This window comes from Hoeflea sp. 108 (genome assembly GCF_000372965.1).
Classification (GTDB): Bacteria; Pseudomonadota; Alphaproteobacteria; order Rhizobiales; family Rhizobiaceae; genus Aminobacter.
Map to the genome: position 1 here is coordinate 3,318,558 of NZ_KB890024.1, position 12,794 is coordinate 3,331,351.

A 12,794-nucleotide genomic window follows, 5' to 3' on the forward strand; every position below is an offset into this window, starting at 1 on the left:
GCGGACGCTGCGCTCCGGCAGGGCAAAAGTCAGGGCAATGTCGGCAAGATAAGGAAAAAAGATCAGGGCTCTTGGTCGAGCATGTGATCGAAATAGTCCTCGGGCTCGGCGAGCTCGTCCTCATGCGCGGTCAGCTTGCCGCGCACCGAGATACCGGCCTCATGCACGGTCTCGCGGCTGCCCGAGACGAGATGGTGCCACCAGTAGAGATCGCGGCCCTCGCCGACCAGGCGATAGGCGCAGGTGCCGGGCAGCCAGGAGATGGTGCGCACATTGGCGGGCGTCAGCCCGACACAGTCAGGCACGCGCGCGAGGCGATTGGCATAATCGGAACAGCGGCAGGTGGCGCCGTCGAACAGGCGGCAGCCGACGCTCGTCCAGTAGATCTCGCCGGTGTCCTCGTCCTCGAGCTTGGACAGGCAGCATTTGCCGCAGCCGTCGCACAGCGCCTCCCATTGGGCGGGGCTCATCGCCTCCAGGGGCGTGGTTTTCCAGTACGGCTCATCCATGGTCTGGCATGTGGCGCGCATCGCATCCCGCGTCAAGCGCATGCGGGCCTCACGCCGGGCGAATGCAGGTTTTGTGTTCATCGCCAGTTCAGTGAAGTCACGATATTGCCATGTTGCTGTCGGGCAAATGCCCCTAAACGATGCGACTGGCGGGCGGAACCATTACCGGTTCCACCTGTTTGGGCGGGGACGGGACACCTTTTGAGGAGACTTCCAGCAATGAAACGCCAACCACGGATTCTCGCAGGCACGGCTATCGGCCTGTTCATGGCGTCCGCGCCGTTGGGCGCCATGCCGCTGCCATCGGGCATGGCATCGACGAACAGTCAGGCACTGCCGCTGGTGCGCGTGCAGGCCGAATGCCAGGAAGGCGAATCGGCCGAGGCCTGCGCCGCGCGCCAGGGCGGCGGCCAGCAGGCGCCCGAGCCCCGCCAGCAGCCGCAGGCCGAACAGCCGGCGCCCGAACCGCAGGCCGAGCAGCCGCAGCGCAAGAAGCGTCAGCCGGTCGAGGAAGCAGCCCCGCAGGAAGCTGCCCCCGAGCCGCAGGCCGAACAGCCGCAGCGCAAGAAGCGCCAGCCGGTCGAGGAAGCAGCCCCGCAGGAAGCTGCCCCAGAGCCGCAGGCCGAACAGCCGCAGCGCAAGAAGCGCCAGCCGGTCGAGGAAGCAGCCCCGCAGGAGGCCGCTCCCGAGCCGCAGGCCGAACAACCCAAGCACAAGAAGCGTCAGCCGGTCGAGGAAGCCGCTCCTCAGGAGGCGGCCCCCGAGCCGCAGGCCGAACAGCCCCAGGCTGAGCAGCCCAAGCACAAAAAGCGCCAGCCGGCAGCCGAGGCCCCTGTCGAACAGCCGGCCCAGACACCTGAGGTAGCGCCCCAGCCTGAACCGCAGGCCGAGCAGCCGGCGCCCAAGCACAACAAGAAGGAAAAGGCTCCGGCCGAGGAAACCAAGCCGGTCGAGACGCCCGAGGTGGCGCCTCAGCCAGAACCGCAGCCGCAGGCCGAGAAGCCGGCGGAAAAGCCGGCAGAAATAACGCCTGAGCAGGTTCCCACCCCGACCCCGTCGGGCGAAACCCCAGTCGAGGGCAAGAAGCCCGGCAAGCACAAGCCTGCCGAGCAGCCGGCGACGGAACAGCCTGCAACGGGCGAAAAGCCTGCCGAGGGCGCACAGCCGGCCGAAAAGCCTGCCGAGGGCGAAAAGCCGGCCGGCGAACAGTCGTCTGGCCAGCCGGCAGAAAAGCCGGCCACGGCGGAACAGCCAGCAACAGGCGAGAAGCCTGCAACTGCCGAACAGCCGGCTACGGGCGAAAAGCCTGCGACCGCCGAGCAGCCCGCAACGGGCGAACAGCCGGCCAAGCAGGTCGAAGAACGTCCGACCATGCAGCGCGAGCAGCCGGCCAATCCGAACGATGCGCCGATCCTCGACAGCCAGAAGGAAGAGGTCGCCCCCGTCGAGGCCGGCCAGAAGCCGGCGCGCGGCAAGCCCGGCAAATCAGGCGAACAGGGCCAGACGGGCGAACAGCCTGCCCAGCAGCCGCAGCCTGTCGATCTCGGACCGCCGCCCACCGACGACAAGACCGCCCAGGAAGCGGCCCAGCCGGTCGAGATCAAGCCGGTCATCGCCGAACAGGGCACCCGCCTCGACAAGGCTCCCGATTTCGACATCCGCCGCCGTCCGCGGCCGGAAGGCACCGAAGTGCTGCGCGAGATCGGCGACCGCATCATCATCCAGATCAACAACCAGGTGATCGTCGAGAGCAACGACCGTCCGCGCATGACGCGCGACGCCCAGGAGGTCTATTATGACGAGCTGCCGGGCGGACGCACCCGCGAGGTCATCGTCCGCGACAACGGCAACCAGATCATCACCGTGCGCAACCGCTACGGCGACATCGTCCGCCGCTCGCGCATCACGCCGGACGGCCGCGAATATGTGCTGAACTACGTCGACGACCAGTATTACCAGGACATGGACGAATGGCGCGATCCGGGCCTCGACCTGCCCCCGCTCCAGCTGCGCATCCCGCGCCAGCAATACATCCTCGATGCGCAATATGTTGACGATCCCGAGGCCTATTATGACTTCCTCGAGCGTCCGCCGGTGGAACGCGTCAAGCGCCTCTACTCGGTCGACGAGGTCAAGCGTTCGGCCCGTGTCCGCGACATCGCCCGGCGCGTCGATCTCGACACGCTGAACTTCGAGTTCGGCTCGGCCTCGATCTCCGAGGACGAGGTCGCCAAGCTCGAGGGCGTCGCCAACGCGATCGAGAAGCTGTTGAAGAAGAACCCGGCCGAGACCTTCCTGATCGAGGGCCACACCGACGCCGTCGGCTCCGATGTCGCCAACCTGGCGCTGTCGGATCGTCGCGCCGAGTCCGTCGCCGATGCGCTGACCAATGTCTTCGGCATCCCGCCGGAGAACCTGACGACGCAAGGCTATGGCGAGCGTTACCTCAAGGTGAAGACGGAGGCCCGCGAGCGCGAAAACCGCCGCGTCGCCATCCGCCGCATCACGCCGCTTGTGGCGCCCGTCGCCAGCGCCAACGCCAACTGACAGCGCGTCCGCGCGGAGGTTTCCGCGCGGAAACAAAGGGTTGCACGGGCACAATGATTCAGTTCGTCATCGTGCCCGTGCCTGTAAAGACCAGCCCCGGCAGGGTTTCGCACCGGTCGGGGCTGCCACATTTGACCTGATGCCGCCGGTAACAATCACGCGAGCAACAGGCTTTCGCCATTGATTCGCTGGATTTTGATGCCACCTTGAACGTGACGTGGTTCCCTGCCCCGTCCGTCTCCGGCACCATTAGGAGACACAGGCCCGGCCGAATCCCCCCTCCAGCGGCCGGGCCTTGTTTTATCCGGCCGCCTGTTGCATTCGTGCGGCACAATTCCTCACCCAATCGCCAGTTTTCCCCAAACCGCAAAACTTCGGACGTCTGATGAAACGCCTCGAACTCGCCATCGAATCCGTCATTCTCGCCTCGCGCTGGCTGCTCGTGGTGTTCTATCTCGGCCTTGCCGTAGCGCTCGGCATCTACGCCCTGTCCTTCGTCAAGAAGCTCTACGACTTCACCGTCAAGGTGATGGTGCTCGACGACACCGACACCATCCTGAAGGTGCTGGGGCTGATCGATGCGGCACTTGTCGCCTCGCTCGTGGTGATGGTCATCATCTCCGGCTACGAGAACTTCGTCAGCCGCTTCGACGACCATGACGGCGAGGTCCACTGGCTCGGCACCATCGACATCAGCTCGCTCAAGATCAAGGTCGCCTCGACGATCGTTGCGATCTCGTCGATCCATCTGCTGCAGGTGTTCCTCAACCACCAGCAATACACCTCCGAACAGCTGATGTGGCTGACGCTGATCCACCTCACCTTCGTGCTGTCGGCCCTGCTGCTTGCCTATATCGACCGCCTCACCGGCCTGACCAAGGGCGCCAAGAAGGGCGACGACGGCCCGAGCATCTAGAGCAATTCCAGGAAAAGTGCGCAGCGGTTTTCCGTCCGGAAGTGCGCAAAACAAAGAGATAGAGGGTTTCCGCAATTCGAAGAAAAGCGGAAACGCTCTAGGCTCGGACGGATTCAGTTTCGCAGCAGATGCGTCGACAAGGCTGAATTTGTTCAATCTTTTCCGGCAGACAGATATCGAACGGAAGCCGTCTCCGTTCCTGTTGCCACGCCTTGTCAGGGAGGCTCCACTGCGCCTGCTGAGCTATGCACTGGTCGTTGTCGGAGCCCTGCTCTGCGCGGCCACCTTTGCCGGCTGGATCTGGCTCAATGCCTTCGCCTGCGGCATGTCGCCGACGGGGTGCAACGGCTTCCGCCTTGCCTGGCACGACACCGAGGCCCTGGCCTATTTCGTCCCGCCCTTGGTCATCGGCGTCGCCCTGGCCGCGACGGGCGCCACGCTGCTCTTCAGCGACAGGCGCCGCTAGGCTGCCCGGGCCGGCGACCGAAGGCTAATGGGAATTGGAGAAGCCAGACGGCGCGATCTTTCCTTCTCCCCTTGTGGGGTGAGGAGTAGTGGCCGAAGGCCAGGAAAAGCCAACGATTTGGCTTTTCCAACGACGAACGCCCGGAGCCGTAGCGGAGGGCCGGGAGGTGCGACCCGCCAACACCCCTCATCCGTCTCGGCGCTGCGCGCCGATCCACCTTCTCCCGCAGGGGGAGAAGGAAAGGTTGCGCCCTCTAACCCTCAAACGACATGGCATGGAGGCGCCCTGCGGCGCCTCCATGCCTGCCAGCCACGTCACGCCGGCACCACATCGGGTGAATACAGCGCCACGAACTCGCCGGTCGGCGGGATCGGCTTGATGACGTCGATCAAAACGCCGTTGGGATCGGCGACGATGAAATGGCGCTGGCCGAAGGCTTCGTCGCGCAGCGAGCGCAGGATGGGCAGGCCGGCGGCAACGAGCCGGTCATGCACGCCATCCACGTCCTTGACCTCGAAATTGATCAACAGGCCGGCGGCGCGCCCCCTGCCCTCGGCCGGGATGGTCTCGTGGTCGCCGTCGACGATGGCGAGATTGACCCGCTTGTCCTCGGTCGAGCGCAGATGGACGTACCAGCCGCAATCGAACAGCGACTCGAAGCGGAAATGCTCGATGTAGAAGGCCGCGGTGCCGGCGACGTCACCGGTCATCAGCACGGGATAGTAGCTCGTCGTTTTCATGGCTTTCCTTCTCCTCTCAAAAAACATACTGTCTGTATGTAGATGCAATTAACATACAGGCTGCATGTATGCAAGAGAGAACGGAACGCCGCTCCAACCGCGACCGCACAGAGACGACGCGGGCCCAGCTGATCGCCGCCGCGCGCCGGCTATTTGCTGAAAAATCCTATGCCGAGACGAGCACGCCCGAGATCGTCGCCGCCGCCGGCGTGACGCGCGGCGCGCTCTACCATCACTTCACAGACAAGCAGGCGCTGTTCCGCGCCGTGGCGGAGGAGGAAGCGGCAACCGTCGCCGCCGAGATCGAGCATGCCGCGCCCGAGGCGCTGGACGCACGCCAGGCGCTGATGTCGGGCAGCCGGGCCTATCTCGAGGCCATGCAGGCGCCCGGCCGCACGCGGCTGCTTCTGCTCGACGGCCCGGCCGTGCTCGGCCGCGCCGGCATGGACGAGATCGACGCCCGCCACGGCAACCGCACCCTGCGCGAGGGCCTGGCGATCGCCATGCGTTTGGGGGCGATGAAGAAGCTGCCGCTTTCGGCGCTCACCGGGCAACTGGCCGCTGCCTTCGACCGCGCCGCGCTCGCCATCGATGCCGGTGCTGATGCCGGCGAGCAGCTGGAGGTGATATCGGCCGTCATAGACGGCCTGATTGTGCCTGCAAATGCCGGTCCAGCAACGGCGTGAACGCGGTTTTCCGCCCGGAAATCGCGACCGGATCAGAGCCTTCTGGATGGCAAAAGCCCGGCGCATGGCCGGGCCCTTGCCGAACATGTTGTCGGAGATGTCTCCGGGCGTCAGCCGAAAATGCCGTCGCCCTGCTCGTCGACGAGCTGCCGGCCCTTGGTCAGCGACACCTCGACGGCGTCGTCGAGCCCGGCGAAACGGTCGGCGCGAATGAACTTGTGCTCCTTGATCACGCCGTCGACCTCCTTGACGACCAGGCCGCAGGTCTGGAACTGGCCGCCTTCCTTGTAGGGCGTGGCCTTGATCGAAAAGCCCTTATATTCGATCTCCTTGGCGACCGCCGTTGCAGCCGGCTCAGTGCTCGCACCGCCACCGCCAAAAAGCCTCTTCAGAAACGACATCGGTTCTTCCCTTTGTTTTCCGAAGCTTAGACGCTTGTCTTGATTCAGTCGAGGCGTTTTGGACTGGCCGTGACCTGGCCTGACATCATGTGCTCATCCCATCGAGGCGATGATCTCGCGATAGGCGAGCTCGGGGAACGCCTTCATGGTGCGCGTCCTGACATTGCCGCCCTGGCCGAGCATCATCGCAAAGCGCGCCACCACCGCATCGTCGGGGGCCTCGGCGACCGCCACCATGTCGCATTCGCCCATGGTGAGGTAGAACTGCCTGAACGAGCCGCCCATTTCGCCGAGCAGCTTCTTGGCGGCGTCCAGCCGCTTCGGCGAGGACCTGACATCGCGCATGCCCTGGTCCGTCCAGTTGATCAGCATGATGTAAGTCGTCATGGCAACCTCCCTCCGGTGCCACGGCGCACGGCGGAAGGCCGGGGCAGGCACCGGGTCATTGCCCTCAAAATGCGTCCGACGCCGAATTATCCTCCCCCGGGCGGGACTGCGCAAGCAGCCGAATTCAGGCGCTTTTTCAGGCGCGTTGGCCCAGCCGCACCGCCGCCGGCGTGGTGCCGTAGACGCTGGCAAAGCGCCTGGCGAAATGCGAGCGCGAGGCGTAGCCGGCAATGCCGGCGGCGTCCGAAATGTTGCCCTCGCCCCGCACCAGGATGTCGTGCGCCAGCCGCATGCGCGCCGCAGCCAGAACCTGGCGCAGCGACGTCCCCTCCTCGCCGAGCTTGCGCCTCAGCGTCGATGCGCCCAGGCCAAGCTCCCGGCCGATACCAGCCGCCGTCCAGCGCTTCGACGGCGCCGCCGCCACCAGCCAGGCGGCGCGCTCGGCCAGCGATTGCTCGAACAGGCAGGCAGCCGCCGGCACCTTGCGCAGCAGCATCAGGACCTCGGCCAGCCTGTGGCCGGCAAGCGCGTCGGCATGGTCGGAGGCGCTGAGCGAAATGGCGGCATGGCCGAGCGCATCGACGAGCTCGCCGCCGAGCGGCACCCTGAGGTCGAAGCCGGAGGGCGCCCGCGCCCCTCTCATCTCCATCACCCAGCGCGGCACCTCGGTAACGTCGACCAGCAGCGATTCATAGAGCCCATTCGCCTCGGACGGGATGTTGACCGCATCGAAGGCCTGCCCCTTCGGCAGCACGAAGACGTCGCCGGCGACGAAACGCTGGCCGGCATCGCCCAGCCAGAACTCCTTTTCGCCCGACAGCACGATACCGATCCGGCTGGTCTCCGACACCACGCTTGCGAGCCGCTCGCGCTCGACGCAGCAATAGCTGAACAGCTGGCTCGCATGACTGTGCAGGCCCGGACCGCGCGCATTGCGGCTGGCCATGGCGAGCGGCTTCAACAGGTGCAGCAGGCGCTGCGCATGGGTTTGCCCGGGGATTTCGATCAGCGACGTCATACCGGCAGTCTAGCGCCGCCGGCGACCATGTCGACCGCAGTTCGAGCGTTTCGGGCACATCGGAAGCGACATCGCGGCACATCTCGCCGGCGGCGTTCCAGCATCTTCGCGCCGCACAGATCGCGGTGCCACGGCTTTCAGGCCGGCCGGCCCCGCAAGCAAGGAGATATCCAGTGAGACCACGTCACGTGAGAAAAAGTCAGATCGTCTTCGCCGCCCTGATGGCGTTCCCGGCCCTCGGCGCGGCACAGGCCGCCAATGTCGAGCTCTGGCGGCTCGACTGCGGTTCGATCAAGGTCAGCGATCTCTCGGCCTTTTCCGACACCTTCCGCTACCAGGGCGAGGCGCGCACGCTGACCGACAGCTGCTACCTGATCCGGCACGACAGCGCCTACATGCTGTGGGACACCGGCCTGCCGGCGGCCCTGCTCGGCGCCGCCCAGGAGGCCAGCCCCATGGCCCCGACGCTCGCCAGGACGATCAGGGACCAGCTGGCCGAGATCGGCATAGAACCCGACAAGATCGAGACGGTCGGCATCAGCCACAATCATTTCGACCATGTCGGCCAGGCAACCGATTTCACCCATGCCCGCATGCTGATCGGCAAGGCCGATCTCGAAGGCTTCCGCGACGAGCAGCCTGGTTTCGGGGTCGATCCGGCGCTGGTCAAGCCATGGCTCGACGGCAGCGCCAGGGTCGAGACGGTGACCGGCGACAGGGATGTCTTCGGCGACGGCTCGGTGGTGATGCTGGCGACGCCGGGGCATACGCCGTCGAGCTACTCGCTGATGGTCCGGCTGGCCGCGACCGGGCCGGTGCTGCTCAGCGGCGACACCGTCCATTTCGAGGAGCAGTTCGCAAACCACGGCGTGCCGCCGTTCAATTTCGACCGCGCCGAAAGCCTGGCTTCGATGGGCCGCCTCGAGGACATGGCAAAGGCGCTGAAGGCAACGCTCGTCGTCCAGCACGACGCCTCAGACATCGCAAAGCTGCCGGCCTTCCCGGCGAGCGCCAGATAACGACAGGCAGGGCGCAGACGCTGCGCCCTGCCCGCCCTCCGTGGAGGCGTCTCTCCGGATCAGTCGAGGCGCTTTTCCATGAACACGCTGAGCGGGTCTTCGCGATAGTCGCCGAAGGGTCCGCGCCGGATGAAGCCGGTACGTTCATAAAGCGCCAGCGCCTCGTGATTGGCGATGCCGGTCTCCAGCCGCAGCAGCGCAAACCCGGCCCCCCGGGCGCGCACTTCCAGGTCGCCGAGGATCGCCTTCGACAGGCCCTTGCCCCTGGCCTCGGGCACCACCCACATGCGCTTGAGTTCGGCCCACGCTTCGGCCCCGTCATCGGCAAGCGCGATCGCGCCGGTGCCGACGGCCGCATTCTGTTCGTCGCGCGCGACGACGAAATGCACATTGTCGGCCCTGAGTGCGTCCAGCGGCAGGAAGTGGTTGCTTTCGGCTGGATAGAGCGAGGCGCCATAGGCATCGCCATCCTCGAGCAGTGCAATCACCTCCGGCGTCGCCGGATCTTCGCGGTCGATACGGAACGCCATGATGGGGACCTCAGCGCTCGGTCAGGGCCAGCTTGGCGCCGAGCGCCACGAAGGCTGCGGCGAAGGTGCGGCGCATCCAGGCCATGACGCGCGGGCTGCCGGTGACCTTGTCGCGCACGGCAGCCGCGCACAGGCCGTAGATGGCGAAGATGACGAAGGTCGCCAGCATGAACACACCCGACAGCTCCAGCATGCGCAGCAGCACGCTCGGCTCGCCCGGCCGGATGAACTGCGGCAGGAAGGCGACGAAGAAGATCGACAGCTTGGGATTGAGCAGGTTGATCAGCACGCCGTCGACCAGCACCTGGCGGGCGCTGCGGGCATCGGGCTGGTCGTCGATCTTGAGCGCGCCGTTCTCGCGCAGGCTCTGCCAGGCCATGTAGAGCAGATAGGCGACACCGGCATATTTGACGATTTCGAAGGCAAGCGCGCTGGCATGCAGCAACGCGGCGAGGCCGGTAAGGGCGGCCACCAGATGCGGCACGATGCCGAGCGTGCAGGCGAAGGCGGCAAGCACGCTTGCCTTGCCGCCGCGCGAAAGCCCCGCGGCCAGCGTGTAGACCACGCCGGTACCCGGCGAAGCGACGATGATCAGCGTAGTCAGCAGGAATTCGATCGACACGGCTCTCTCCCCTTGGAATGCGACGAACTTAGTTGAAGCCGTCACGTGGCGGAAGCCACCCGATTTCGCGCGCCTTGCCTTTTCCGGAAAGGCCCACTAGGAACGGGCCGCTGCGCCACGCGCACGCCGTAAGCGTCTCACGTCAAGCAACGCATTCAACCGGCCCGACCGGGAGGAATGCCATGTCTTGCGCTCTCGTGATCGATGCCGATTCCAGGAAATATCCCCAATGACCTTCCATTCGAAGCCGCGCCGCAAGCTGCCGGCGCGTTATGCCGCCCTCGTCATGCCACTCGTCCTGTCGGTGCTGATGACCTCGATGGTCTCTGCCATCTCGACGCTGAAGAGCCTCGGCCCGACGCCGGCCTTCCTCGCCACCTGGCCGTCCGCCTGGGCATTGTCGTGGCTGGTGGCGTTCCCCACCCTGCTCCTCGTGCTGCCGCTCGTCCGCCGCATCGTGGCGCTGGTCGTCGAGGCTCCCAGGACATCGTGACCTCAGTCAGGACGGCGCCTGCCGCCCTGCCTCCACCCGGCCGACACGGCTCTTTTCCACAGGCTTTGCCTGCGCCGACCTGCCCCAGCGTCCGCAACGGCGCGCGCGGCAAAACCATCCCCGCGCGCCAACCCATTGAATTGGCACAACAAGCTCCGTCGACATCTGGTCCAGATTCAAACTGGACTATTCTACTCAGGTATAATATTCGAACGCCGTTCAACCGGAAGCCCACATAAAGATCATGAAATTTTCGAGCCTGTTTGCAGCGGCGCTGGTTTCCGGCACCGCCCTCTCCAGCCATGCCCTCGCGCAAGCCCAGCAGCCCATCCTCGAATTCGACGGCAATCTCGCCTACGGACAGGGCACCGGCGGCATCGGCGTGTTCCTGCCCTTCCTGCTCGACGGCGGCGATGCGCTGTTCTTCAACGCCAGCGGCAGCTTCGTCGAGGGCTCGGCCCGGCAGGCCTCGTTCGGCATGGGCTATCGCCATCGCATCGAAAACGGATGGCTGCTGGGTGGCTATGGCTATTTCGACGTCTTCAACAGCGACCACGGCAACAGCTTCAACCAGCTGTCCTTCGGCGCGGAGGTGCTCGGGCCTGTCTATGAAGGGCGCGCCAACATCTACCTGCCGCTCGGCGGCGACAAGGTCGCAGCCGAGCTGAGCCATGCCTTCGTTTCCGGCAGCGAGCTCAAATTCCAGGCCGGACGCGAATTCGCCCGCACCGGCGCCGACGCCGAAGCAGGCATGCGCCTGCTCGTCTTCCCTCAAGACATGAATGCCGAGATGAAGGTGTTTGGCGGCGCCTACTGGTATGACGGCGCGCGCGGCCTCGACGACACGCTTGGCATCAAGGCGCGCACCGAAGTCAGCTTCGCCGGCCTGCCCGGCGTCTCCGGCTCGACCTTCACGCTCGGCGCCTCTGTGTCCCACGACAACGAGAAGAAGACCGAATTCGGCCTGACCGCGCGCCTGCGCGTGCCGCTCGGCGGCTCGAACCGCACCGGCAAGGCGGCCTTCGATCCGCTGTTCCAGCGTATCGAGCGCAGCGACTTCGTCCGCACTTACGCCGACGGCAACGGTACGGTCGAGGCAGCCGAGTTCGTCCATGGCGGCCAGGCGGTCGGTCAGGTGATCACCGTCGACGCCGCATCGGGCGATGCTGCGGCGATCAACGCAGCCCTCGCCGCTGCCGGCCAGAACGCGCTCGTGCTCGCCAATGGCACGATGACGCTGGCCCAGACCCTGCAGCTCGGCGCCGGCCAGCACATGCTCGGCGGCGGCGGCGTCATCGGCGTGCGCGGCCAGAACAGCCGCATCGAGACCGCCTTCCGCAACGCCGGCCAGGCGACGACGCTGAACGGCACCAATGCCGCCGCCAATGTCGTCACCATGGCATCGGGCAGCGAGATATCGAGCCTCGCCATCACCGGCGGCCTGGCCGGCATCGCCGCGAACGGCGCGTCCGGCATTTCGATCCGCGATGTCGACATTTCCAGGACGGCCGGCGACGGAATCCGTCTCGACAATGTCGTCGGCGCCACCATCGAGGGGGCCAATATCCACGACCTCTTCATCTGCAGCAGCAACACAGCGTGCGAATTCGCCGTCGGCCGGCCCAACCTCGCCCCCCATGCCGCGATCGCCGCGCTCGGCACCAGCGGGCTTACGGTCCGCGACACCGTCATCGACAGCGTCACCTACGGCATCTTCGCCGGCAGCCGGATCGACGACAGCGACTGGCCGCCCGTCATCGCCAATGCCGCGCACGACATCGTCATCGACAACGTCACCATCTCCAGGTCGCGCCGCGAGGGCATCCTTCTGGTCGCAGCCGACGACGTGAAGATGAACAAGGTGACGGTCGACAATTCCGAGCAGGGCCTCGACATGGACCTGGTGGTGCTGCACGGCACCTCGAACGTGACGATCAGCGACATGACGCTTTTGGGTGGCATCAACGGTCTGATGCTGGTCTCGGCCTCGACCCTGCCGGAGGAGGCGAAAACCACCAATGTGCGTGTCGACGGGCTCAGGATCGACGGCACGCGCAATGCCGGCGTCTTCTTCAATCCGGTGTCCGACATTCACCTGAAGAACGTCACCGTCACCAATGCCGGCACCTATGGCGCCTATATCTATGGCAGCGAGTGGGAATTCCTCGGCGGCCCGGTGAAGGACATCACCTTGGAGAACTTCCGCGTCGAAGGCGCACGCACCGCGGGCCTCTATTTCTCCGGCCCGGCGGAAAACATCCGCGGCGACGTCTCAGTCGTCGGCACGCCGCTCGACTGCCTCGCCGACCAGGGCGCGTGGTCAGGCACCGCGCTGACCCAGACCGGCGGCGCGGTGCTCAGGCTCAACGGCAGCGAACTCGAGGCAAGCAGGCTCAAGACCACCTGCCGCTGACCTCCAGGAAAACTGCGCAGCGGTTTTCGGTGGTGCGGTTCCTTCTC

The 12,794-nt window shown here is 65.8% G+C and carries 14 protein-coding genes; 7 read left to right on the forward strand and 7 right to left on the reverse strand.

Annotated elements, in window-relative coordinates; all coding sequences use genetic code 11:
- Positions 1-62 precede the first annotated feature (62 nt).
- A complete protein-coding gene (locus B015_RS0116485) occupies positions 63-509 on the reverse strand; it encodes a YcgN family cysteine cluster protein (RefSeq protein WP_026227368.1) in 447 nt (148 codons plus the stop codon).
- Positions 510-728: 219 nt separating this feature from the next.
- Between B015_RS0116485 and B015_RS0116490 the strand changes: the two genes are divergently transcribed.
- The 3 genes from B015_RS0116490 (at position 729) to B015_RS0116500 (ending at position 4,438) form a co-directional block, all read left to right on the forward strand.
- The gene (locus tag B015_RS0116490) at positions 729-3,056 is read left to right on the forward strand and encodes an OmpA family protein (protein ID WP_018428826.1); all 2,328 of its coding nucleotides are present in this window, start codon (positions 729-731) and stop codon (positions 3,054-3,056) included.
- 385 nt (positions 3,057-3,441) lie between these two features.
- Positions 3,442-3,972: a TIGR00645 family protein gene (locus tag B015_RS0116495; protein WP_018428827.1), complete on the forward strand. Its 531-nt coding sequence runs from the start codon at positions 3,442-3,444 to the stop codon at positions 3,970-3,972.
- Between the two features lie 16 nt (positions 3,973-3,988).
- Entirely contained in the window at positions 3,989-4,438 is a 450-nt protein-coding gene (locus B015_RS0116500) for a hypothetical protein (protein ID WP_157632765.1), read from the forward strand.
- Between the two features lie 314 nt (positions 4,439-4,752).
- Here B015_RS0116500 and B015_RS0116505 read toward each other — a convergent pair whose 3' ends face one another.
- Positions 4,753-5,178 carry a VOC family protein gene (locus tag B015_RS0116505; protein ID WP_018428829.1) on the reverse strand — a complete coding sequence of 142 codons (426 nt, stop codon included), beginning with the start codon at positions 5,176-5,178 and terminating at the stop codon, positions 4,753-4,755.
- Between the two features lie 68 nt (positions 5,179-5,246).
- Between B015_RS0116505 and B015_RS0116510 the strand changes: the two genes are divergently transcribed.
- Positions 5,247-5,864 carry a TetR family transcriptional regulator gene (locus tag B015_RS0116510; protein ID WP_018428830.1) on the forward strand — a complete coding sequence of 206 codons (618 nt, stop codon included), beginning with the start codon at positions 5,247-5,249 and terminating at the stop codon, positions 5,862-5,864.
- Between the two features lie 110 nt (positions 5,865-5,974).
- Here the strand turns inward: B015_RS0116510 and B015_RS0116515 are convergent, their stop codons facing one another.
- From B015_RS0116515 to B015_RS0116525, 3 genes are all read right to left on the reverse strand, one after another.
- Entirely contained in the window at positions 5,975-6,265 is a 291-nt protein-coding gene (locus B015_RS0116515; RefSeq protein WP_018428831.1) for an HlyU family transcriptional regulator, read from the reverse strand.
- A 93-nt stretch (positions 6,266-6,358) separates the two neighbouring features.
- Positions 6,359-6,652, reverse strand: a complete 294-nt coding sequence (locus B015_RS0116520; protein WP_018428832.1) for a GYD domain-containing protein — start codon at positions 6,650-6,652, stop codon at positions 6,359-6,361.
- A gap of 136 nt (positions 6,653-6,788) precedes the next feature.
- The gene (locus tag B015_RS0116525) at positions 6,789-7,670 is read right to left on the reverse strand and encodes an AraC family transcriptional regulator (RefSeq protein ID WP_018428833.1); all 882 of its coding nucleotides are present in this window, start codon (positions 7,668-7,670) and stop codon (positions 6,789-6,791) included.
- A gap of 188 nt (positions 7,671-7,858) precedes the next feature.
- On the opposite strand from B015_RS0116525, the gene B015_RS0116530 reads away from it, so the two are divergent.
- Positions 7,859-8,689, forward strand: coding sequence for an N-acyl homoserine lactonase family protein (locus tag B015_RS0116530; protein WP_018428834.1), 831 nt, complete (start codon positions 7,859-7,861; stop codon positions 8,687-8,689).
- Between the two features lie 59 nt (positions 8,690-8,748).
- Here the strand turns inward: B015_RS0116530 and B015_RS0116535 are convergent, their stop codons facing one another.
- Both B015_RS0116535 and B015_RS0116540 read right to left on the reverse strand, forming a co-directional pair.
- Positions 8,749-9,219 carry a GNAT family N-acetyltransferase gene (locus B015_RS0116535; protein ID WP_018428835.1) on the reverse strand — a complete coding sequence of 157 codons (471 nt, stop codon included), beginning with the start codon at positions 9,217-9,219 and terminating at the stop codon, positions 8,749-8,751.
- 10 nt (positions 9,220-9,229) lie between these two features.
- Positions 9,230-9,841, reverse strand: coding sequence for a LysE family translocator (locus tag B015_RS0116540; RefSeq protein WP_018428836.1), 612 nt, complete (start codon positions 9,839-9,841; stop codon positions 9,230-9,232).
- A 229-nt stretch (positions 9,842-10,070) separates the two neighbouring features.
- Here B015_RS0116540 and B015_RS0116545 point away from each other — a divergent pair, with 229 nt between their 5' ends.
- Entirely contained in the window at positions 10,071-10,334 is a 264-nt protein-coding gene (locus B015_RS0116545) for a DUF2798 domain-containing protein (RefSeq protein ID WP_018428837.1), read from the forward strand.
- Between the two features lie 244 nt (positions 10,335-10,578).
- On the forward strand, positions 10,579-12,747 hold the full coding sequence (locus tag B015_RS0116550; RefSeq protein ID WP_018428838.1) for an inverse autotransporter beta-barrel domain-containing protein: 2,169 nt from the start codon (positions 10,579-10,581) through the stop codon (positions 12,745-12,747).
- The last annotated feature ends 47 nt before the right edge of the window (positions 12,748-12,794 follow it).